Source organism: Achromobacter deleyi (assembly GCF_013116765.2).
Taxonomy (GTDB): domain Bacteria; phylum Pseudomonadota; class Gammaproteobacteria; order Burkholderiales; family Burkholderiaceae_B; genus Achromobacter; species Achromobacter deleyi_A.
In genome coordinates this window covers 5,272,417-5,293,762 of sequence record NZ_CP074375.1, presented here as the reverse complement: position 1 = coordinate 5,293,762, position 21,346 = coordinate 5,272,417, and the positions used below count along the sequence as shown (strand labels likewise).

At 68.2% G+C, this 21,346-nt stretch carries 18 protein-coding genes; 12 read left to right on the top strand and 6 right to left on the bottom strand.

Translation table 11 applies throughout. From position 1 onward, the window contains the following. Nucleotides 1-13: 13 nt before the first annotated feature. Both HLG70_RS24055 and HLG70_RS24050 read right to left on the bottom strand, forming a co-directional pair. Nucleotides 14-760 carry a FadR/GntR family transcriptional regulator gene (locus HLG70_RS24055; RefSeq protein ID WP_171667863.1) on the bottom strand — a complete coding sequence of 249 codons (747 nt, stop codon included), beginning with the start codon at nt 758-760 and terminating at the stop codon, nt 14-16. Between the two features lie 140 nt (nt 761-900). Beyond that, nucleotides 901-1,638 (bottom strand): SDR family NAD(P)-dependent oxidoreductase, encoded by a 738-nt coding sequence (locus HLG70_RS24050; protein WP_171667862.1) that lies wholly within the window; start codon nt 1,636-1,638, stop codon nt 901-903. Nucleotides 1,639-2,053: 415 nt separating this feature from the next. On the opposite strand from HLG70_RS24050, the gene HLG70_RS24045 reads away from it, so the two are divergent. The 10 genes from HLG70_RS24045 to lpdA all read left to right on the top strand — a co-directional run bounded on the left by HLG70_RS24045 (nt 2,054) and on the right by lpdA (nt 13,335). Further along, nucleotides 2,054-3,289, top strand: a complete 1,236-nt coding sequence (locus HLG70_RS24045; protein WP_171667861.1) for a branched-chain amino acid ABC transporter substrate-binding protein — start codon at nt 2,054-2,056, stop codon at nt 3,287-3,289. A gap of 153 nt (nt 3,290-3,442) precedes the next feature. Beyond that, nucleotides 3,443-4,384 (top strand): branched-chain amino acid ABC transporter permease, encoded by a 942-nt coding sequence (locus HLG70_RS24040; RefSeq protein WP_171667860.1) that lies wholly within the window; start codon nt 3,443-3,445, stop codon nt 4,382-4,384. Then, entirely contained in the window at nt 4,381-5,661 is a 1,281-nt protein-coding gene (locus tag HLG70_RS24035) for a branched-chain amino acid ABC transporter permease (protein ID WP_171667859.1), read from the top strand. The genes HLG70_RS24040 and HLG70_RS24035 overlap by 4 nt, the downstream gene beginning before the upstream one ends. Further along, a complete protein-coding gene (locus tag HLG70_RS24030; RefSeq protein WP_171667858.1) occupies nt 5,658-6,410 on the top strand; it encodes an ABC transporter ATP-binding protein in 753 nt (250 codons plus the stop codon). Before HLG70_RS24035 ends, HLG70_RS24030 begins: the two co-directional genes overlap by 4 nt. Then, a complete protein-coding gene (locus tag HLG70_RS24025; RefSeq protein WP_171667857.1) occupies nt 6,407-7,126 on the top strand; it encodes an ABC transporter ATP-binding protein in 720 nt (239 codons plus the stop codon). Before HLG70_RS24030 ends, HLG70_RS24025 begins: the two co-directional genes overlap by 4 nt. Before the next feature lie 35 nt (nt 7,127-7,161). Beyond that, nucleotides 7,162-7,950: an SDR family NAD(P)-dependent oxidoreductase gene (locus HLG70_RS24020; protein WP_171667856.1), complete on the top strand. Its 789-nt coding sequence runs from the start codon at nt 7,162-7,164 to the stop codon at nt 7,948-7,950. A gap of 37 nt (nt 7,951-7,987) precedes the next feature. Beyond that, on the top strand, nt 7,988-10,171 hold the full coding sequence (locus HLG70_RS24015; protein ID WP_171667855.1) for an alpha-ketoacid dehydrogenase subunit alpha/beta: 2,184 nt from the start codon (nt 7,988-7,990) through the stop codon (nt 10,169-10,171). Continuing rightward, a complete protein-coding gene (locus HLG70_RS24010; RefSeq protein WP_171667854.1) occupies nt 10,168-10,656 on the top strand; it encodes a VOC family protein in 489 nt (162 codons plus the stop codon). The genes HLG70_RS24015 and HLG70_RS24010 overlap by 4 nt, the downstream gene beginning before the upstream one ends. Nucleotides 10,657-10,666: 10 nt before the next feature. Continuing rightward, nucleotides 10,667-11,929, top strand: a complete 1,263-nt coding sequence (locus HLG70_RS24005; protein WP_171667853.1) for a pyruvate dehydrogenase complex dihydrolipoamide acetyltransferase — start codon at nt 10,667-10,669, stop codon at nt 11,927-11,929. Between the two features lie 8 nt (nt 11,930-11,937). After that, nucleotides 11,938-13,335 carry a dihydrolipoyl dehydrogenase gene (lpdA, locus tag HLG70_RS24000; RefSeq protein ID WP_171667852.1) on the top strand — a complete coding sequence of 466 codons (1,398 nt, stop codon included), beginning with the start codon at nt 11,938-11,940 and terminating at the stop codon, nt 13,333-13,335. 25 nt (nt 13,336-13,360) lie between these two features. On the opposite strand, the gene HLG70_RS23995 is transcribed toward lpdA, so the two are convergent. The 4 genes from HLG70_RS23995 to HLG70_RS23980 all read right to left on the bottom strand — a co-directional run bounded on the left by HLG70_RS23995 (nt 13,361) and on the right by HLG70_RS23980 (nt 19,237). Then, a complete protein-coding gene (locus HLG70_RS23995; protein WP_171667851.1) occupies nt 13,361-14,242 on the bottom strand; it encodes a LysR family transcriptional regulator in 882 nt (293 codons plus the stop codon). Nucleotides 14,243-15,537: 1,295 nt separating this feature from the next. Further along, the gene (gene ilvD / locus HLG70_RS23990; protein WP_171667527.1) at nt 15,538-17,406 is read right to left on the bottom strand and encodes a dihydroxy-acid dehydratase; all 1,869 of its coding nucleotides are present in this window, start codon (nt 17,404-17,406) and stop codon (nt 15,538-15,540) included. A 106-nt stretch (nt 17,407-17,512) separates the two neighbouring features. Next, nucleotides 17,513-18,343 (bottom strand): AraC family transcriptional regulator, encoded by an 831-nt coding sequence (locus tag HLG70_RS23985; protein WP_234103181.1) that lies wholly within the window; start codon nt 18,341-18,343, stop codon nt 17,513-17,515. A gap of 3 nt (nt 18,344-18,346) precedes the next feature. Continuing rightward, on the bottom strand, nt 18,347-19,237 hold the full coding sequence (locus HLG70_RS23980) for a LysR family transcriptional regulator (RefSeq protein ID WP_171667528.1): 891 nt from the start codon (nt 19,235-19,237) through the stop codon (nt 18,347-18,349). A gap of 124 nt (nt 19,238-19,361) precedes the next feature. Between HLG70_RS23980 and HLG70_RS23975 the strand changes: the two genes are divergently transcribed. Further along, nucleotides 19,362-19,907, top strand: a complete 546-nt coding sequence (locus HLG70_RS23975) for a GNAT family N-acetyltransferase (protein WP_171667534.1) — start codon at nt 19,362-19,364, stop codon at nt 19,905-19,907. Then, a complete protein-coding gene (locus tag HLG70_RS23970; RefSeq protein ID WP_171667529.1) occupies nt 19,904-21,091 on the top strand; it encodes an MFS transporter in 1,188 nt (395 codons plus the stop codon). Before HLG70_RS23975 ends, HLG70_RS23970 begins: the two co-directional genes overlap by 4 nt. Nucleotides 21,092-21,346 lie beyond the last annotated feature (255 nt).

The window sequence follows — 21,346 nt, the reverse complement described above, 5'->3', positions numbered from 1 at the left end:
CCCGGCGCCTGTCCTAGACGGGCGCCGGACGTTCCGCCTGGAACAGCCGCAGCCGGTCGGCCGCGTTGCGCAGATGCTGCTCGGCCGCGCGGCCGGCGGCGTCCGGGTCGCCCGCCGCGATCGCGGCGAAGATGGCCTGGTGCTCGCATTGCACCGCCGCCATGCGCTCGGCGTACATGCGCGCGGTGTTGTTGCGCGCGCTACGGATGACGCGGCGCACATTGGCTTCCAGGTAGTCGTTCAGCGCCACCAGGTGCGGGTTGTGGGTGGCTTGCACGATGGCCTGGTGGAACTGATAGTCCTCTTCGTCGCCCAGCTTGTCATTGATCAGCGCGTACTCCATCCCCACCAGCGCCTGGCGCATCTTCTTCAGGTCCGGGTCGGTGCGGCGCTGCGCGGCATAGCGGGCGGCGGTGACCTCGATGGACAGCATCAGCTCCAGGATGTGCTCCAGGTCCTGGTTGTCGCCAGGGGTGGGCGCGGCGATGCGGAATGCGTTCTTCTGGAAGTTCGGGTCGACGAACACGCCGCTGCCTTGCTGCGACGTGACCAGCCCTTCGGATTTCAGCCGGGCCAGGGCCTCGCGCACGACGGCCCGGCTGACCGAGTGCATTTCGGTCAGCTGCTTTTCGGTGGGCAGGCGGTCGCCTGGGGCCAGCACGCCTTGGCGGATCTGGTCCGCCAGCGCATCCGCCACCGCCGCGGACAGCGAACTCTTGGGCGCGGCGCGCGGCGGATCTCGTTCTTGGGTGGGCTGCATGTGGAATCGTTGAAACCTGTGGGCGGCGCGCGGGGCGCGGCCGCCATGTTTATAGGAGTGTCTCGACGTCTTACCTCGGCTGCGCCCTTGAAAATTATAGGATTTTTGCCGGTCTTCCTGGGGCGCGGCCGCGCTGCACTTTACGCGATATAGATGCCGCCGTTGACCTGCATCACCTCGCCCGTCACGAAGCCGGCCAGCGGCGAGCACAGGAAAGCGATGGTCCCGGCAATTTCCTCGGGCGTGCCAAAGCGGCGCAATGGCGTGCTTTCCAGCAACTGCGCGCCCTTCTGGCCGATCAGGTCATGGGTCATGGACGTGGCGATAATTCCGGGCGCCACCGCGTTCACGCGGATCTGCGGCGCCAGCTCCAGCGCCAGGCTGCGGGTGAAGCTCTGCACCGCGCCCTTGGACGCGGAATAGGCGGCGTGCGCATAGCTGCCGCGCTGCGCCGCCAGGGACGTCAGCAGCACGATGGAGCCATCATGGCGCAGATGGCGCTGGGCGGCGCGGCACACGTAGAAAGTGCCGTCCAGGTTCACCCGCATCAGCGTGCGCCAGGCCTCGTCGCTGGTGTCCTTGACCAGTTGTTCCGGGTAGATGCCGGCGCAATGAACCAGATGGTCCAGCCCGCCGAAATGCCGGGCGGCCGACTCGAACACCCGGTCGACGTCGTGCGATGCCGAGACGTCCAGCACATGGGTGTAGACGCGCTGCCCGCTGGGATCCAGCTCGGCGGCCACCTCCGTCAGGCGCGCACCGTCGATGTCCGTGAGCACCAGTCTTGCGCCGTGCGCGGCCATGAGGCGCGCGGTCGCCAACCCGATCCCGTTGCCTGCGCCCGTGATGGCGGCAACCTGTCCTTCAAACGAAATCATCCTGTCTCCTGAAGCGCTGTGTTTTGGCGGGCTGGCGTGTCCACGCGGCAGCCGGGGCAGTTCCGATTGAACTCCTGAATCCACCGCTTGACACGAGAAAAACGCTTGCCCTATGATTTATCGGACAACTTAATAAAGTTGCCTGACAACTTATCCGGAAAGCGTAAATCAACTCACGCTTTCAGGCAAGCAAGTCAGAAAAATCACGGCGCCACGCCGCATAACAGGCAGGGGACAACCAGGTGAACTTCACCGGCAGCAGCACCGCATCCGCGCCATCGGCAGGTCCGATCGCGCCATCCCCTCGTCCCCGCCCCACGCAGCCAGCCCGCCTCCCGGGCATGGTCGCGTCGCGGCGCGCGCGCTTGCTTGATCAACGGATTCACCACACTCCCGTTCCACGGAGGAGACACGCATGAAACTGGCTTTCACCACCGGCCTGCTGTGCCTGGCCGGCATCGCCGCATCGGCTCAGGCCGCGCCCGTCAAGATCGGCCTGATCGAAACGCTGTCCGGGCCGCAGGCCTCGACCGGCCTGATGTTCCGCGCCGCCGTCAAATATGAGCTGGACCGCATCAACGCGGCCGGCGGCTGGAACGGCCAGCCGCTGGAACTCGTCGAATTCGACAACCAGGGCGGCCCCGTGGGCGCGTCCGACCGCTTCCGCGCCGCGGCCGCCGAAGGCGTGCAGGTGCTGGTGCAGGGCTCGTCGTCCGCCATCTCGGGCCAGCTCACCGAAGACGTGCGCAAGCACAACCTGCGCAACCCGGGCAAGGAAGTCGTGTTCCTGAACGTGGGCGGCGAAGCACTGGAACTGACCGGTCAGAAGTGCCACTTCTACCACTTCCGCTTCACCACCAACGCCGACCTGCGCGTGAAGTCGCTGGCCTCCGTGATGTCGGCCGACGGCACGCTGGGCAAGCGCGTGTACGCCATCAACCAGAACTACTCCTGGGGCCAGGACATGGAAGGCGCCACCGAGCGCTTCGCCAAGCAGTATGGCTATGAAGTAGTCGGCAAGACGCTGCACGAGGTCAACAAGATCCAGGACTTCGCGCCCTATGTGGCGCGCATCCGTTCGGCCACGCCGGACACGGTGATCACCGGCAACTGGTCCAACGACCTGCTGCTGCTCATGAAGGCCACGCAGGCCGCCGGAATGAAGCTGCGCTTCGCCACGGTGTTCCTGGACCAGGTGGGCAACCTGGCCAACGCCGGCGACGTCGCGCTGGGCCACTACATCGCCCATCCCTACAACATCGAAGCCGCGGGCGACGAAGGCGCGAAGTTCGCCGAGGACTACAAGTCCAAGACCGGTCACTACCCCAGCTACACCGAGCCGCAGACAGTCATCGGCGTGCGCTTCCTGGGCGAGGCCTTGAAGCAGGTCAAGCCGCAGGACGGCAAGCTGTCCGTGCCCGAACTGGCGCGCGCACTCGAGAAGGTCACCTACACCTCGGCGCTGGGCGAATACACGATGCGCGCCGAAGACCATCAGGTGCAGCTGCCGATGGTGGTGTCCAAGGTAAGCAAGAACGCCAAGTACAAGGCCGACGGCACCGACATGGGCTTCGAACCCGTGAAGGTCCTGGCCGCGGCGGACGTTTCCGCCCCGGTGCAGGCCACCTGCAAGATGCAGCGTCCGAACTGATCGGGGGCATGACGGGTGGCGCGCGGCAGGCAAGCGCGCGGCCCGTCATCACCCGCACATAACAAGCGCACTTCCGGCGCGGGCCGGAAAAAACAGCGTGCGCAATCGCTCGCGGGACGCCCGGCGTCCTAGCGCAAGATCTTTGGAGCGGACATGGAATACTTTACCGTCTCGCTGTTGAACGGCGTGATTTACGGCCTGCTGCTATTCATGGTGTCGGCAGGCCTGACACTAATTTTCGGGATGATGGGCGTGCTGAACTTCGCGCACGCCTCGTTCTACATGATAGGCGCGTATGCCGCCTACACCCTGACGCCCGTCACCGGCTTCTGGACGGCCCTGGTGCTGGCCACGGTCATCTCCGGCGTGCTGGGCATGGGCGTCGAGCGCTTCTTCCTGCGCCGCGTCCACAAGTTCGGCCACGCCCAGGAACTGCTGGTGACCTTCGGCCTGGCGTTCATCGTCGCCGAACTGATCAAGCTCTTCTACGGCGATTTTCCTGTCGACTACCGCGTGCCGCAGTTCCTGAACTTCGCCGCGTTCCGCGTGTTCGACGCGGACTACCCCTTCTACCGGCTGCTGATGGGCGGCGTGTCGCTGGCGATGTTCGCCGTGATCTACCTGCTGCTGGCGCGCACCCGCGTGGGCATCGTGGTGCGCTCGGCCATCTATCGTCCGCGCATGGCCGAGGCCCTGGGGCACAACGTGCCGCTGGTCTTCATGAGCGTGTTCGGCGTGGGTGCGGCGATGGCGGGGCTGGCCGGCGCGGTCGCGGGCGCCTTCTACACCACCAACCCGAACATGGCGCTGGAACTGGGCGTGCTGGTGTTCGTGGTGGTCGTGGTGGGCGGTCTGGGCTCGCTTGAGGGCGCGATGATCGCGTCGCTCCTGATCGGTCTGATCAGTTCGTTTTCGGTCGGCATCGACGCCAGCCTCGCCACCCTGTTCGGTCTGTTCGGCGCCGGCGAATGGGCCGAGAGCGTGGGCGGCCTGATGACCGTGAAGATTTCCAGCCTGGCCGCGACCCTGCCCTTCCTGCTGATGCTGGTGGTGCTGCTGGTCAAGCCCTCGGGCCTCAAGGGAGAACAGGCATGAGCCAGACCCTGACGCATACCCGCCGCGCCACCGGCGCGCTGCTGCTGATCCTGTGCGTGGCCGCGTTGTGCGCGCTGCCCTGGCTGCTGCCCCCGGGCCAGCTGGTGGCCGCCGTACAGATGCTGATCGCCGCGCTGTTCGCCTGCGCCTTCAACCTGCTGGCCGGCCAGGGCGGCATGCTGTCCTTCGGCCATGCCGCCTACTTCGGCGTCGGCACCTTTGCCACCATCCATGCCATGAATGCGCTGGGCGGCGCGGGCCTGTTGCCCACGCCGCTGATGCCGCTTGCCGGCGGCGTGGCCGGGCTGCTGTTCGGGCTGGTCGCCGGCTGGTTCGCCACCATGCGTTCCGGCGTCTACTTCTCGATGATCACGCTGGCGCTGGCCGAGCTGCTGCACGCGCTGGCGCCGCACCTGAAAGGGGTGTTCGGCGGCGAGGCAGGCGTGTCGGCCATGCGCATGCCGGCCTGGGGCTTTACCTTCGGCTCCGACATCGAGGTGTACTTCCTGGTGCTGGCCTGGGTGCTGATTTCGCTGGCGGCGCTGTATGGCCTGACCCGCACGCCGCTGGGCCGGCTGACGCTGGGCCTGCGCGAAAACGCCAACCGCCTGCGCTACCTGGGATACCGCCCGCATGCGCTCAAGACCATGGTGTTCGCGCTGTCGGCCATGTTCGCCGGTATCGCGGGCGGCCTGCAGGCCTTGAACATCGAGGCCGGCAACTACGTGCTGTTCGAGGTCAAGCTGTCCACCGACGCGGTGCTGTTCGCCTACATCGGCGGGGTCAACGCCTTCCTGGGCCCGGTGCTGGGCGCCTCCATCCTGACCTTCCTGTCCCAGACGCTGGCCGACATCACCCGGTCCTGGCTGCTGTACCAGGGCATCCTGTTCGTGCTGGTGATGCTGTTCGTGCCGGACGGCCTGGTGGGCCTGGTGCAGCGCGCCGCCAAGTCGCTGCGCGAACGCGGCCTGGCCAACTGGCTGCCGCGCGCGGCGGTATCGGTGGCGGGCGGCCTGCTGCTCACCGGCGCCACGATCTTCACGGTGGAGCTGCTGCAGCGCATGTTTGCCCGCGACTACCGCGCCCTGCTGGCCATGAACCCCGAGGCCGGCTGGCCCGCCATCGCGCTGTTCGGCCAGGACTGGGCGCCGCTTGCCGCGTCGACCTGGCTGCTGCCGCTGGCGCTGTACGCCGTGGGCCTTCTGGCCTGCCGCTGGGCGCTGGCCCTGTGGCGCGATGACGACGCCGACGCCCCCTTGCTGGAGCCCGCAAAATGAGCCACGAAATCCTGACCCTCACCGACGTGCGCAAGTCCTTCGGCGACGCGCAGATCATCCGCGGCGTGAACCTTGCGATCGAAGCCGGAGAACGCCACGCCGTCATCGGCCCGAACGGCGCGGGCAAATCCACCCTGTTCCACCTGATGTCGGGCTCGTTCGCGCCCACCTCCGGCGACATCAACCTGCGCTCGCGCTCCATCGGCGGCCTGGCCCCCGAAGCCATCAACCGGCTGGGGCTGGCGCGTTCGTTCCAGATCACCAATGTGTTCCCGCGCCTGTCCGTGCGCGAGAACCTGCGGCTGGCGGTGCTGCGCATGCACGGGCTGGTCTACAACTTCTGGCGCCCGATCGCGCGCAACCGCGCCGTGAACGAAGACGTGGACCGCCTGCTGGAAAAGGTGCGGCTGACGGCCAAGCAGGACACGGCCGCGGGCGACCTGAACTATTCCGAACAGCGCTCGCTGGAAATCGGCATGACGCTTGCGTCGCGCCCCAAGGTCATCCTGCTGGATGAGCCCATGGCCGGCATGTCCCAGCACGAGGTCGACTACACCGTCGAACTGATCAAGGACGTGACCCGCGACTGCACCCTGCTGATCGTCGAGCACGACATGCAGGTGGTGTTCTCGCTGGCGGACCGGATCAGTGTGCTGGTCTATGGCGAGATCCTGGCCACGGGCACGCCCGCCGCCATCCGCGGCGACGCCCGCGTGCGCGAAGCCTACCTGGGAGAGGAAACGGTATGAACACGCAATCCCCCCTCCTGTCGCTGCAGGGCGTGCATGCCCATTACGGCAAGAGCCACATCCTGCACGGCATCGACCTGTCCATCGGGCGCGGCGAAGTCGTCAGCCTGCTGGGCCGCAACGGCGCGGGCCGCTCCACCACCATGAAGAGCATCATGGGCCTGGTGGACGTGACCGGCGGGCGCATCGCCATCGAAGGCCGCGACATCACCAACAAGCGCCCCTTCGAGATCGCGCGCGCCGGACTGGGCTTCGTGCCCGAGGAGCGCGAGGTCTTCGCCAACCTGACGGTGGACGAAAACCTGCGCATGGGCGAACAGCCCCGACGCGACGACGCGCCCTACTGGACGGTGGCGCAGATGTTCGACTACTTCCCGCGCCTGAAGGAACGCAGCAACACCCGCGCCGGCAACCTGTCGGGCGGCGAGCAGCAGATGCTGACCATGTGCCGGTCGCTGCTGGGCAACCCCAAGGTCATGCTGATCGACGAGCCCACCGAAGGGCTGGCGCCGAAGATCGTGGAAGTGATCGCCGACGTGATCCGCGATATCCACAAGCGCGGCGTGTCCGTCGTGCTGGTGGAGCAGAAGCTGACGATCGCGCTGAAGGTGTCCACCCGCGTCAGCGTGATGGGCCATGGCCGCATCGTGTTCGAAGGACCGCCCGCGCAGCTGCATGAGCGCCAGGACGTCGTCCAGGAATGGCTGGCGGTCTGACGCCAGCCACGCACTCACCTCTACAGGCACACACCTTGGACAACACTACAGAAGTCATCCATAGCGACCTGCGCGGCCAGACGGTCGTGATCACCGGCGGCGCCAAGGGCATCGGCTATTCCACCGCCCAGGCCTTCGTGCGCCAGGGCGCGCGCGTCGCGCTGCTGGACATGGACGCCGCGGCGCTCGATGCGGCCGTCGCCGGCCTTGCGGCCGCGGGCGGCGAGGCGCTTTCCGTCCAAGCGTCGGTCACCGACGCCGACGCGGTCGAACGCGCCTTCGCCCAGGTCGAGCAGGCCTGGGGCCGCATCGACGTGCTGGTCAACAACGCCGGCATCTCGGCCAACAAGCCCACGCTGGAAGTCACCGTGGACGAATGGCGCCGCGCCGTGGACATCAACCTGACCGGCGTCTTCCTGTGCGCGCAGGCCGCCGGCCGCCGCATGGTGCCGGCCGGCGCGGGCTGCATCGTCAACCTGGCGTCCATGTACGGCGTGGTGGCGGCGCCCGACCGCGCCGCCTACTGCGCCACCAAGGGCGCGGTGGTGCTGCTGACCGAGACCCTGGCCGTGGAATGGGGCCCGATGGGCGTGCGCGTCAACGCGCTGGCGCCCGGCTATGTGGAAACCGACCTGGTGCGCGACCTTGCCGCGCGCGGCCGGCTGGACCCCGAACGCCTGAAGCAACGCACTCCCCTGCGCCGCATGGCGCAGCCGGCCGAAATGGCCGACCTGGCGGTCTTCCTGGCCTCGCGCCAGGCCGCCTACATCACCGGACACACCCTGGTGGCGGACGGCGGCTGGAGCCGCTACAGCTACCTCTAACCGCACTGACGCATACCCACATTCTGGAGATTCACTCATGGCCACCTATCAACCGCTTGAGCCCCAGGCGCCCTGGCGGCAACTGACGGTCGAGGCCTCGGACTGGCAACAGGCGGACCCCGCCCTGCTCGGCACGATGCTGACCCAGCTGCATTGGATCCGCGCTTTCGAAGAGGCCGTGCTGGACCTGGCCGCCGAAGGCCTGGTGCACGGCCCCGCGCACTCGTCGGTGGGCCAGGAAGGCGGCGCCGTCGGCTCGGTGCTGGCGCTGGGCGCCGGCGACCAGATCAACGGCTCGCACCGCGGCCACCACCAGTTCCTGGCCAAGGCGCTGCAGCACGTGGCGCCGCTGGGCCTGGATCCGCGCAACCCGCTCACGCCCGCCATCGACGAGGTCCTGCAAAAAACGCTGGCCGAGATCATGGGCCTGGCGCAGGGCTTTTGCCGCGGCCGCGGCGGCAGCATGCACCTGCGCTGGCTGGAAGCGGGCGCGCTGGGCACCAACGCCATCGTCGGCGGCGGCGTGCCGCTGGCGGCCGGCGCGGGCTGGGCGCACAAGCACGCCGGCACCGACCGGGTGGCCGTGACCTACTTCGGCGACGGCGCGGTGAACATCGGCTCCGTGCTGGAAACGATGAACCTCACCGCCGCATGGAAGACGCCGCTGTGCTTCTTCATCGAAAACAACCGCTACGCCGTGTCGACCACGGTCGAAGAGTCCACCGCCGAACCGCGCCTGTCGGCGCGCGGCCTGGCCTTCAACATCCCGTCGTGGAAAGTCGACGGCATGGACCCGCTGGCCGTGCACCTGGCCATGTCCGAAGCCGTGGCGCACATGCGCGCCGGCCGCGGCCCGACGATCGTCGAGGTGGACGTGTACCGCTTCTTCCACCAGAACGGTCCCTTCCCCGGCAGCGCCTTCGGCTACCGCACGAAGGATGAAGAAGCGCAATGGCGCCTGCGCGATCCCCTGGACAAGATCGCATCGGAGATGATTGTCCGCAAGCTGATCACCCAGGCCGAGGTGGATGCGCTGCGCCAGCGCTGCAAGGACGTGATGAAGGACGTCTCCGGCCGCCTGACGGAAGCGGGCGAAGGCGGCAAGCGCCGCGTGCGCGCCGATCTGTGGCCCAGCCCCGACTTCCGCGACGTGGGACTGCGCAGCGACGGTTCGGAACTGGCGGGCCTGCGCTACCAGGACGCCGCCGATCATGCGGGCGCCAAGGTGGAACGCAAGTTCGTCGACGCCGTGGCCGACGTGTTGGACCGCCGCATGGAAACGGACGCCGGCGTGGTCGTGCTGGGCGAGGACGTGCACCGCCTGAAGGGCGGCACCAACGGCGCCACCCGGGGCCTGAAGGACAAGTACCCCGACCGCGTGCTGGGCACTCCGATCTCCGAGAACGCCTTTGCCGGCCTGGGCGGCGGCCTGGCCATGGACGGCCGCTACAAGCCCGTCGTGGAGTTCATGTACCCCGACTTCATGTGGGTCGCGGCCGACCAGATCTTCAACCAGATCGGCAAGGCGCGCCATATGTTCGGCGGCGACATCGACGTGCCCTTCGTGCTGCGCACCAAGGTCGCGATGGGCACGGGCTATGGCTCGCAGCATTCCATGGACCCGGCCGGCATCTTCGCCACCGCGCCCGGCTGGCGCATCGTTGCCCCGTCCACGCCCTACGAGTACATCGGCCTGATGAACACGGCGCTGGCCTCCAAGGACCCGGTGCTGGTCATCGAGCACGTGGACCTGTACGCCTCGTCGGGTGAAGTGCCCGCCGACGACCTGGACTACGCGATTCCGTTCGGCAGCGCCCGCGTGCGCCGCGCCGGCTCCAAGGTCACCATCCTGACCTACCTGTCCATGGTCAGCCGCGCGCTCAAGGCCGCCGAGGCCGCGGGCGTGGATGCGGAGGTGATCGACCTGCGCACCCTGGACCGCGCGAGCCTGGACTGGGACACGATCGGCGCCAGCATCCGGAAGACCAACAACGTGCTGATCGTGGAGCAAGGCGTGCGCGGCACGTCCTACGGCGCCATGCTGGCCGACGAGATCCAGCGCCGCTACTTCGACTGGCTGGACCAGCCGGTCAAGCGCGTCACCGGCGGCGAGGCCTCGCCCAGCATCTCCAAGGTGCTGGAGCGCGCCGCGTTTGCCGATACCGACGAAGTGATGGCGGGCCTGGCCGACGTGCTGGCCGATCTGGGAGAGCAGGCATGAACGCGCTGCACATGACCGTGCCGATGGAAGTCGGCATCTGCTGCGCGGACCTGGATGCGCTGCTGGCCTTCTACACCGATGTCGTCGGCCTGAAGCTCGTGAACCGCGTGACCGTGCCCGCCGACAAGGCGCGCGCCACAGGCCTCACGCAGCACAGCTACGAGGTAGCCCGCCTGCAGACGCCGTACGGCGAGCGCATCAAGCTGCTGCAGCCCGGCGCGGCCCCCGAGTCCGCCGTGCGCGGCACGGCCATCCTGGACCGCCAGGGCGCCACCTACCTGACCTTCATCGTGCGCGATCTGGCCAGCGTGGTGCGCGGCCTGGAATCGAAGGGCGTGGTTTTTGACAGCGCGCCCGCGCCCATGGAAGTGCGGCCCGGCACCTGGCTAGCCTTCTTCCGGGACCCGGAAGGCAATGTGCTGGAACTGGTCGAATACGACGACCCCGCCGCCTACCGGCCGGATCTGGCCGGCGCCGCTGAATAGGAAGAACATCGTGGCACACCTTATCAAGCTCCCCTCCGTTGCCGCCGACACCTCGGGCGGCACCCTGCACCAGTGGCTCAAGAAGGAAGGCGACCGCGTCGCCGTGGGCGATGCGCTGGCGGAAATCGAAACCGAGAAGGCCATCGTCGAAATCAACGCCGAACAGGCGGGCGTGCTGGGCCGGATCATGGTCCAGGCCGGCGCCGCCTCGGTGCCCATCAACACCGTGATCGGCGTGCTGCTGGCCGACGGCGAAGACGCCTCCGCGATCGACCGCGCGCTGGCGGAGCATGGCGCGGCGGACGCCGCGCCTGCGCAGGTTGCGACGGCTGCGCCCGCGGTGACAGCGGCTCCCGCTTCCGCCGCTCCCGCTTCTGCCGCCCCGGCTTCCCCGTCCCCCAGCGCCGCCGCGCCCATTCCTGGCGGCCGCCTGTTCGCCAGCCCGCTGGCCCGCCGCCTGGCCGCCCAATGGCATGTGGACCTGCTGGGCGTCACCGGCACCGGCCCGCATGGCCGCATCGTGCGCCGCGACGTGGAAGCAGCGCGGGACCGCACGCCGGCCACGGCCGCCGCACCGCTCGCCGGCCGCCCCGCCGCCCGCCGCGTGCCGCATACCGGCATGCGCCGCGCCATCGCGCGCCGCCTGACCGAAAGCAAGCAAAACGTGCCCCACTTCTACCTGACGGTGGACTGCAGGATGGACGCGCTGCTGGCCCTGCGCTCGCAGGCCAATCATGGCGGCGCGGTGAAGCTCTCGGTCAATGACTTCATCGTGCGCGCGGCCGCCCTGGCCCTGCGCGAAGTGCCCGAGGTGAACGCCAGCTGGCACGAAGACGACATCGAATACCACGCGGGCGCCGACATCTCGGTGGCGGTGGCGACCGACGGCGGCCTGGTCACGCCCATCGTGCGCGACGCCGACGTGAAGTCCTTGTCCGCCATCGCGGGAGAAATCGTCGAGCTGGCCGGGCGCGCCAAGATCAACCGCTTAAAGCCCGAAGAGTTCAACGGCGGTTCGCTCACGGTGAGCAACCTGGGCATGTACGGCATCAGCCAGTTCGCCGCCATCATCAACCCGCCCCAAGCCGCCATCCTGGCCGTGGGCGCGGCCGAGCGCCGACCCGTCGTGGACGAGAACGGACAGCTCGCCGCCGCCACCGTCATGACGGTGACGCTGTCGGCCGACCACCGCGTGGTGGACGGCGCGGTCGGCGCGCGCTGGCTGGCCGCGTTCCGGACGCTGATCGAAAACCCCGTGCGTATCCTGCTGTGAGCATCGCCATGACGAAGACGACCTTTGACCTCATCGTCGTGGGCGGCGGACCCGGCGGCTATGTGGCCGCCATCCGCGCCGCGCAGCTGGGCATGTCGGTAGCGCTGGTGGAACGCGCCGAGCTGGGCGGCATCTGCCTGAACTGGGGCTGCATTCCCACCAAGGCGCTGCTGCACAGCGCCACGGTGCTGCGCGCCTGCCAGGAGGCCGCGCATTACGGCGTGAGCGGCGCGACCGAGGCCCGCCCCGACCTGGCCGCCATGGTGGCGCGCTCCCGCAAGGTCGCGGGCCGCCTGGGCCAGGGCGTGGCGCACCTGATGAAGAAGAACGGCGTGACGGTGCATGCCGCCAGCGCCAGGCTGGCCGGGTCCGGCAAGCTGTCGCTGGACAATGGCGCCGTGCTGTCGGCCAGGCACATCATCCTCGCCACCGGCGCTCGCGCCCGCGACCTGCCGGCGCTGCCCGTGGGCGAACGCATCTGGTCCTATCGGCAGGCGCTGGTTCCCACGGAGATCCCGAAATCGCTGCTGGTGGTGGGCGCGGGCGCGATCGGCGCGGAGTTCGCGAGTTTCTACCGCGCGGTGGGCTCGGCGGTCACGCTGATCGACATGACGCCCGAAATCCTGCCGCAGGAAGACGCCGAGATTTCGCAGCTGGCGCGCAAGGCCTTCGAAAAGCAAGGCATCCAGGTGCTGACCCGGTGCGCGGTGACGGCGTCCTCGCCGACCGCGACCGGCGTGAAAGTGACGCTGGACCAGGAAGGCAAGAAGACAGAGCTGGAGGTCGACCGGGTGATCGTCGCCGCCGGCATCGTCGGCAATGTGGAAAACCTGGGGCTGGAGCAGACCCGCGTGAAAGTCGAGAAGACCCACATCGTCACCGACCAGCTGTGCAGCACCGGCGAGCCGGGCGTCTACGCGATCGGCGACGTGGCCGGCGCGCCGTGGCTTGCCCACAAGGCCAGCCACGAGGCCGTGCTGTGCGTGGAAGCCATCGCCGGCAAGCCCGCGCACGCCATCGACCCGCTGCGTATTCCCGCCTGCACCTACTCCTACCCGCAGGTGGCCAGCATCGGCATGACCGAAGCCCGCGCTCGCGAGCACGCCAAACTGAATGGCGGCGAGATCAAGGTGGGCAAATTCACCTTCGCCGGCAACGGCAAGGCGATCGCGATGGGCGAAGACCAGGGCCTGGTCAAGACCGTGTTCGACGCGAAGTCGGGCGAGCTGCTGGGCGCCCATATCATCCATCCGGAAGCGTCCGAGCTGATCACGGGCTACGGGGTGGCGGCGTCGCTGGAAGCCACCGAGGAAGATCTGATGCACACGGTGTTCGCGCATCCGACGTTGTCGGAAACGCTGCACGAGTCGGTGCTGTCGGCGTTTGGAAGAGCGCTGCACGCCTGAGGCGCGACGCGCACAAGCCGCCGCCTCAGATTCTTCCCGCGTAAAAGTCCAGAAAGCACGCAATGCGCCGCGACAGCTGCGTGTTGCGGTGATACACGGCGTGCATGGGCTGCAGGTAGTCGGTGTATTCGCTTTCCATGACCTTTACCAGCCGTCCGGCCTGGATGTCTTCGCGCACCACGAAGTCCGACAGGCAGGCGATGCCCACGCCGCGCAGCGCCAGTTGCCGCTGCGTTTCACCACTGGAAGTGGCGAGCGTGGGCGTGGCCTGGTAGCTGGTCCCGCCCGCATGGCGCAGCGGCCATACGTTCAGGCTTTCGGGCTGGGTGAATCCCAACAGCTCGTGCCCGGCAAGATCCTCCACCGTCTTCGGCGCGCCGCGCCGGGCCACGTAGTCCGGACTGGCCATCATCCAGCGCGGCGACGGCCGCAGGGGACGCGCATGCAGGGTGGAGTCCGTCAACGGCCCCATGCGCAGCGCCACGTCGGTGCGGTGTTCCATCAGGTCCACGATGCGGTCGTTGCTGGTGAGCTCCAGCGAGATCTCGGGATACTCGCGCCGGAAATCCGCGACGTGAGGCACCACGCAATGCAGCATCACCGGAACCGACGCATCCACCCGCAGGCGGCCGGCCGGACGCTGATGAACCATGCGCATGCATTCTTCGGCCTCTTCCAGCGACGCCACGATCTGCCTGGCCTTTGACAGGAAGTGCTTGCCTTCTTCGGTCAGCTCCATGCGGCGGGTGGTCCGGTTCAGGAGCGTGACGCCCAGGTCTTCTTCCAGGCGCTGCAGGCCCCGGCTGACGCCCGAGGCTGTCTGGCCGAGCATTTCGGCGGCGGCGCTCAGGGAGCCTGCATCTACGACTCCAAGGAACAGCCGCAGGGCATCAGAGTTCAGGGACATTTGCTGGGGGCTCGTGGTCGGTTGTTTTCGGATTTTATAGGGGTTGTTCTGGGTGGCGGGGGGGGGGGGTATTGGTCGATTGCCGGGAGGTGGGTTCTTGAGACGCCTGTCGCGGCGGGGGCCTGGGGTGCGCGGGGCTGCGATTGCGGCCCGGAGCCTTCGCTCCGGGCTTCCCCCTTGTCATCCTCGTCCTCGCCTGCGGCGACTCCTTCGGATTCCCTCGGGCTTATCGACGCCCCGCGCACCCCAGGCCCCCGCCGCGACAGGCTCTGGTGGTTGAATCTTTACGGGCGCTGGGGCGGGGTGTGTTCTTAAGGTTCTCGCCCTGGTTGGGGGGTGGCGGAAGATCTTGCGGGGCCCGCCCCCGGCCGGCCGCGCGGGCGGCCTTTGGGGGCTTACGCGGTGTCTTGCGTCGTAGCGGATGACGCTTCGCGTGTGGGTCGCGATGTTGGTGTACTTTTCCCGCGTCAGATTGCCGATGGAATATCTTGCGACGCTCGCCCCTGGTCGGCCGCGCGGGCGGCCTCGGGGGCTTTGGCGGTGTCTTGCGATTGGGAATGCCGCTGCGCGAGTATGAGAGATTTCGTTTGCCGGGCCCGCCTCAAAACGGCCGCCCGGGCGGCCTTTTGAGGCTTACGCGGTGTCTTGCGGCACATGCTGTCGCTGCGCGAATGCGGGAGATCTCGCTTCCAGCCCGCCACTAATCGCCATTTCAACTCCACTGCCCGATGGGCGGCGCGCGCGCACAAGTCTGCATGCGCAAGCGGCTCGCCATCGCGCGCCGCCCATCACCGCCCCTCCCCCCGACGCGAGTGCCAATAGCAAACCACCCTACGCATTCGCGCAAGCGACCACCGCATCGACGACCCGACACACAGATGCCGAGTGCAGCCGCCCGCGCGGCTGCATTTCGGCGGCCCCGCAAATTCCCTACCCCGACCACAGCTCTAGCAGCGCATCAAACCCAGACACTCGTAGCCCGGCGTCGCGGGCGGGGGGGCTGCGAGCAACCTCCATGCGCCCGAGGGAATCTGAAGGAACCGCCGAAGGCGGTGACGAAGATGACGACGGGGACGTCCGGAGCGAACGCTCCGGACCGCTATGGCGGGCGCTCGCAGCCCCCCCGCCCGCGACGACGGGCGACCTACGAAGATCGATCGAACGAACGAACGAAGCCATCCACACCCACCCAACAGCAAAAATCACGAAAGTAACCGCAGAAATCCCTAACGTGATAAACAAATCCAAAAAAAAGCGACGCCCCAAAGCGCCGCCCTTTTTCAGCAATCAGCCAATCACCGCTTAGCCTTCTGCTTCAACTGCGACAGATCCCGCACAGCCCCACGATCCGCCGAAGTCGCCAACGCAGCATAAGCCTGCAAAGCCAGCGACACCACACGCTCGCGTCCCACCGGCTCCCATCCGTCGGCTCGCGCATCCATTGCCGCGCGGCGGCGGGCCAGTTCCTCGTCGGAGACGGCCAGGTGCATCTTGCGGTTCGGGATGTCGATCTCGATCACGTCGCCCTCTTCCACCAGGCCGATCGTGCCGCCTTCCGCCGCTTCCGGCGAAGCGTGGCCGATCACCAGGCCCGACGAGCCACCCGAGAAGCGGCCATCCGTGAACAGCGCGCAGGTCTTGCCCAGGCCCTTGGACTTCAGGTAGGACGTGGGATACAGCATTTCCTGCATGCCCGGACCGCCCTTGGGGCCTTCGTAGCGGATCACCACCACGTCGCCCGCCACGATCTTGTCGCCCAGGATGCCTTCCACGGCGTCGTCCTGGCTTTCGAAGACCCGCGCGCGGCCCGTGAAGACCCATTGGGACTCATCCACGCCCGCCGTCTTCACGATGCAACCCTTTTCCGCCAGGTTGCCGTACAGCACGGCCAGACCGCCGTCCTTGGAATAGGCGCTTTCCTTGCTGCGGATGCAGCCCGTCTTGCGGTCGGTGTCCAGCGTCAGGAAGGTGGCGTCCTGGCTGAAGGCGACCGTGGTCGGGATGCCGCCGGGGGCTGCGCGGTAGAACTTTTTCGCTTCCTCGCCCGCGTCGCCGGCCACGTCCCACTTCTGGATCGCATTGCCCAGCGTGCCGCTGTGCACGTTGCCGCAAGACAGGTCCAGCAGGTCCGCGCGCGCCAGCTCGCCCAGGATGCCCAGGATGCCGCCGGCGCGGTGCACGTCTTCAATATGGTATTTGTCGGTGGCGGGCGCCGCCTTGCACAGGCAGGGCACCTTGCGCGAGATGCGGTCGATGTCGGCCATCGTGAAGTCCACGCCGGCTTCCTGCGCCGCGGCCAGCAAGTGCAGCACCGTGTTGGTCGAGCCGCCCATGGCCACGTCCAGCGCCATGGCGTTCCGGAACGCGCTCTTGGTCGCGATGTTGCGCGGCAGAACCGATTCGTCTTCTTCCACGTAGTAGCGGCGGCACAGGTCCACGACCAGGCGGCCGGCTTGTTCGAACAAGCCTTTGCGCCAAGCATGCGTGGCCACGATGGTGCCGTTGCCCGGCAGCGCCAGGCCGATGGCTTCAGTCAGACAGTTCATCGAGTTGGCCGTGAACATGCCGGAACAGGAGCCGCAGGTCGGGCAGGCGCTGCGTTCGACTTCGGCCACTTCGGCGTCCGATACCTTGGGGTCGGCGGCCTTGATCATGGCGTCGATCAGGTCGATCTTGGCGATGACCGAGCCGTCGGTCGGCGACTTGACCTTGCCCGCTTCCATCGGACCGCCGGACACGAACACGACCGGGATGTTCAGGCGCATGGCGGCCATCAGCATCCCCGGGGTGATCTTGTCGCAGTTCGAGATGCAGACCATGGCGTCGGCGCAGTGCGCGTTCACCATGTATTCCACCGAGTCGGCGATGAGTTCGCGCGACGGCAGCGAATACAGCATGCCGCCGTGGCCCATGGCGATGCCGTCGTCGACGGCGATCGTGTTGAATTCCTTGGCGACGCCGCCGGCGGCTTCGATTTCCTTGGCCACCAGCGCGCCCAGGTCGCGCAGGTGCACGTGGCCCGGCACGAACTGCGTGAACGAGTTCACCACCGCGATAATCGGCTTGCCGAAATCGCCGTCCTTCATGCCGGTTGCGCGCCACAGGGCGCGGGCGCCGGCCATGTTGCGGCCGTGGGTCGAAGTGCGGGAACGGTAGTGCGGCATGATTTGTCTCAGGCTGTAGCTGTTAGCGTGGGCGGCAAAACGGTAAATAATACGCTGGTTCCGGCCCAGGCCGCCCGGCGGCCGCGCCAAGGCCGGCTATCGGCCATCAGGCGGACGCCTGCCCGCGCGCCGCGAAGGCGCTGGGCGATTCGCCAAGCGCCTTGCGAAACATGGCCGCGAATGCGCTGGGGCTGTCATAGCCCAGGTCCAGCGCCACATCCAGCACCCGCTCGCCCCGCGCCAGCCTCTCCATGGCGGCCAGGAGCCGCGCCTGCTGGCGCCAGCGGCCGAACGTCATGCCCGTGTGGCGCAGGAACAGACGATGCACGGTCTTCGGATCCACCCCCAATGCCCGCGCCCAGTCCGCCGCCCCGTCCTGCCGTTCCGGATGCCGCACGATGGCGCGGCAAATGCGGGCCAACCGGGGTTCCGACGGCTGCGGCAAGTGCAACGGCAGCACGGGTTCCTGGCGCAGCTCGTCCAGCAGCAGCATCATCAGCCGGCCGTCGCGCGTGTCGGGCGCCCAGTCCAGCGGCACCTCGGCCGCGGCAACCATCAGCTCCCGCAGCAAGGGCGAGACGGACAGCACGCAACATTGCGCGGGCAAATGCGCCGCGGCGCCGGGTTCGACGAAGACCGTGCGCATGCGGGGCTCGCCGCTCATGCGGATGCCATGCGGCACCCAGGCCGGCACCCACACGCCGCGCGTGGGCGGCACGACCCAGATGCCCGCATCGGTATCGACCACCATCACGCCCGAGATCGCATAGACGAGCTGTCCGCGGCGATGGCGGTGGCGTTTCACGCGATGGCCGTCTTCGTAGTCCACCGCCAGCCCGGCCACCGGGCGCCGCGAGGATTCATAGGGAAACAGGTCCAGGTCGGCTGGCGTCTGGGCCGATGATGCGGGAGGCGATGCAGAGGAAGGCGTGTCCATGCATCAACTCCTCAGCGCCAGCAGCGCGTCCTGCAGATGGCGCAGCCCGCGGCTGAGCGGCTTGTCGCGGCGCAGGACGATGGCCAGGTCGCGCGACAGGCGCGGCGTCAGCGAGCGCACCTCCAGCGCATCGCGCCGGCCCGCGCCCGACACCGCCAGCCGTGGCAGCACCGCGCAGCCCAGCCCGGCCGCTACGATCTCCTTCATGGCTTCCGTGCTGCCCAGCTCCATGATGGGCTTGGCCGCCACGCCCGCCGCCTCGAACCAGTCGTCCACCAGGCGGCGCGTGCGGGCGCCGGGTTCGAACAGCACCAGCGGCAATTGCGCCAGCGACTGCGGGGTGACGGCGGCGGGAATGGCGGCGGGGTCCCGTGCGGGAAAGATCGCCACGAACTCGTCTTCCATCACGGGCGTCGCCTGGAACATGCGGCCGGGCGCGGGGAGCGTGATCAGCACGATGTCCAGAACGTTGTTCTCCAGCCCGCGCAGCATGTCCGCGGTGTTTCCGGTGCTGGCCACAATGTCCAGCGCCGGAAACCGCTGGCGCAGGTCGGCCAGCAGCGGCGGCAGCAGATAGGTGCAGGCCGTGGCGCCCGTGCCCAGCCGGATCCGGCCGGACACCTGGGACGCATGCGCGGTCATGGCCTGTTCGGCCTGCGCCAGCGCGCCGTCGATCACGCGGATGTGGGTCAGCAACTCCAGCCCCGCCGCGGTCGGCCCGGCGCGGCGCCCGACACGTTCCACCAGCTTCAGCCCGAACCGCCGTTCCAGCTGGCGGATCTGCAGGCTGACGGCGGGCTGCGTCACCCCGCCGCGCTCGGCGGCGGCGGAAAAACTGCCCAATTCGATGACCTGCGCAAAGGTGCGCAAGTGGTCCAGGTTCAGGCCACGCATCGCCTCAATCCAAAGTTTTGCTTATGAAAACCATAATAGACCAAAGCTTTATTAATGAATGCGCTTGCTCCACACTGGCGGCTGCTTCTTCGACTCTTTCGTCACCTACCTCGCCGGCCATTTCATGTCGCCCCACGCCCCCACCGTCCTTATCCGCGACAGCGCGGAAGCCGATCTTCCCGCCATCAAGACCATCTACGCGCACCACGTGCAGCACGGCACCGCCTCGTTCGAGCTCGAACCGCCGCCCATCGCCGAAATGCTGCAGCGCCGCGCCGCCGTCCTGGAAAAGGAAATGCCCTATCTGGTCGCCGAGATCAACGGCGAAGTCGTGGGCTACGCCTACGTCACCCCCTACCGCCCGCGCCCGGCCTACCGGCACACGGTGGAAGACTCGGTCTACGTGAAGGCCGGCCGCGCCGGCCTCGGCATCGGCGGCAAACTGCTGGCCGCGCTGATCGAACGCTGCACGGCGGCGGGCTGGCGCCAGATGCTGGCGGTGGTCGGCGACAGCCGCAACGCCGCCTCGCTGGCGCTGCACGCCCGCCAAGGCTTCCACCCCGTCGGAACCCTGCGATCCGTGGGCCACAAGCATGGCGAATGGCGCGACACCGTACTGATGCAGCGCAGCCTGGGCGAAGGCGACGCAACGCCGCCGCAACGGCCGTGATCCCTCCGCGCGCCATCGTCTGCCTGGGCCTGACCCAACTGGTGGGCTGGGGCGTGACCTTCTACCTTATCGGCGCCCTGGGGCCGGCCATGGCCACCGACCTGGGCTGGAGCGCCCCCACCGTCTACGGCGGCTTCTCCGCCGCCATCGTGGTGATGGCCCTGGTGTCGCCGATGGCCGGCATGGCGGTAGACCGCTGGGGCGGACACCACGTCATGCCCGCCGGCGCGATCCTGGCCGCGCTGGGATGCGCCCTGCTGGCCGCCGCGCATGCCCTGCCGCTGTACTTCATGGCCTGGGTGCTGCTGGGCATAGGCATGCGCCTGTGCCTCTACGACGCCGCCTTCGCATCGCTCGCCCGCGCCGCCGGTCCGACCGCGCGCCGCCCCATGTCCCAGATCACCCTGTTCGGCGGCCTCGCGTCCACGGTGATGTGGCCGGTAGGCCACGCGCTGTCCGGCTGGCTGGGCTGGCGCGGCGCCGCGCTGGCCTACGCCGCCCTGGCGCTGGCCACCGTGCCGCTCTACCTGGCGCTGCCGCGCCAGCGCTACACCGCCCCGGCCGCGGACAGCGGCAAAGCCCTCACCGGCCTGACCCGCAGCCCCGCCGAACGCCGCCTCGCCGGCGCGCTGTACGCCATGATCGCCATGCTGACCAACTTCCTGGCCGCCGGCAACGCCGCCCACCTGATCTCCCTGCTATCCGGGCTGGGCCTTGCCGCAGCCGCCGCCGTCAGCGTCGCCGCCCTATGGGGCATCGGCCAATTCGCCGCCCGCCTCGCCGACGTCGCCCTGGGCTCCCGCCTGCATCCGCTGACCCTGACCCTGGCCGTGGGCGCGCTGCTGCCGCTGTGCTTCCTGCTGGCCCTGCTGTCCGACGGCAACCTCTACGCCACCGCCGCCTACGCCCTGCTCTACGGCGCCTGCAATGGCCTGATGACCATCACCCGAGGCACGCTGCCCCTCGCCCTCTTCGACTTCCGCAGCTACGGAAGCCTGGTCGGCGCGCTGCTGGTCCCCAGCTTCCTGCTGACGGCGACCGCGCCGGTGGCCTATGCATTTGTCATCGAGAACCAAGGCGCGCCATTCACCATGGCACTGTCCGCCACGCTGGCAACGGCAATTGCCGCGGCAGCATTCACACTCAGATGGAAATTCATTGACCGCGTGGCCACAACCACTTAGCCCGCCAAGAACGCAGTCAGACAAACGCAAAACAACCACGCAGCCCCACACGCGTAGCGGCATCCTCCCGCCGCAAAACAGCGCGTAAGCCCCAAAAGGCCGCCCGCGCGGCCGGCCTGGGGCGGGCCCCGCAAGCTCTTTCACCACTACCCCGACGCTTGCTAGAACCTAAAGAACCCGACTCGCCCCAGCACCCGTAAAGATTCACGCAACGGAGCACGGCGTGGTGGCGGCCTGGGGTGCGCGGGGCGTCGA

Coding starts and splice junctions, on each gene's coding strand:
- HLG70_RS24025 (WP_171667857.1), top strand. CDS start 6,407: ATGAACACGCAATCCCCCCTCCTGTCGCTGCAGGGCGTGCATGCCCAT.
- HLG70_RS24035 (WP_171667859.1), top strand. CDS start 4,381: ATGAGCCAGACCCTGACGCATACCCGCCGCGCCACCGGCGCGCTGCTG.
- ilvD (WP_171667527.1), bottom strand. CDS start 17,406: ATGCCGCACTACCGTTCCCGCACTTCGACCCACGGCCGCAACATGGCC.
- HLG70_RS24015 (WP_171667855.1), top strand. CDS start 7,988: ATGGCCACCTATCAACCGCTTGAGCCCCAGGCGCCCTGGCGGCAACTG.
- HLG70_RS24040 (WP_171667860.1), top strand. CDS start 3,443: ATGGAATACTTTACCGTCTCGCTGTTGAACGGCGTGATTTACGGCCTG.
- HLG70_RS24055 (WP_171667863.1), bottom strand. CDS start 760: ATGCAGCCCACCCAAGAACGAGATCCGCCGCGCGCCGCGCCCAAGAGT.
- HLG70_RS24045 (WP_171667861.1), top strand. CDS start 2,054: ATGAAACTGGCTTTCACCACCGGCCTGCTGTGCCTGGCCGGCATCGCC.
- HLG70_RS23995 (WP_171667851.1), bottom strand. CDS start 14,242: ATGTCCCTGAACTCTGATGCCCTGCGGCTGTTCCTTGGAGTCGTAGAT.
- HLG70_RS24010 (WP_171667854.1), top strand. CDS start 10,168: ATGAACGCGCTGCACATGACCGTGCCGATGGAAGTCGGCATCTGCTGC.
- HLG70_RS23980 (WP_171667528.1), bottom strand. CDS start 19,237: ATGCGTGGCCTGAACCTGGACCACTTGCGCACCTTTGCGCAGGTCATC.
- lpdA (WP_171667852.1), top strand. CDS start 11,938: ATGACGAAGACGACCTTTGACCTCATCGTCGTGGGCGGCGGACCCGGC.
- HLG70_RS23975 (WP_171667534.1), top strand. CDS start 19,362: ATGTCGCCCCACGCCCCCACCGTCCTTATCCGCGACAGCGCGGAAGCC.
- HLG70_RS24030 (WP_171667858.1), top strand. CDS start 5,658: ATGAGCCACGAAATCCTGACCCTCACCGACGTGCGCAAGTCCTTCGGC.
- HLG70_RS23985 (WP_234103181.1), bottom strand. CDS start 18,343: ATGGACACGCCTTCCTCTGCATCGCCTCCCGCATCATCGGCCCAGACG.
- HLG70_RS24050 (WP_171667862.1), bottom strand. CDS start 1,638: ATGATTTCGTTTGAAGGACAGGTTGCCGCCATCACGGGCGCAGGCAAC.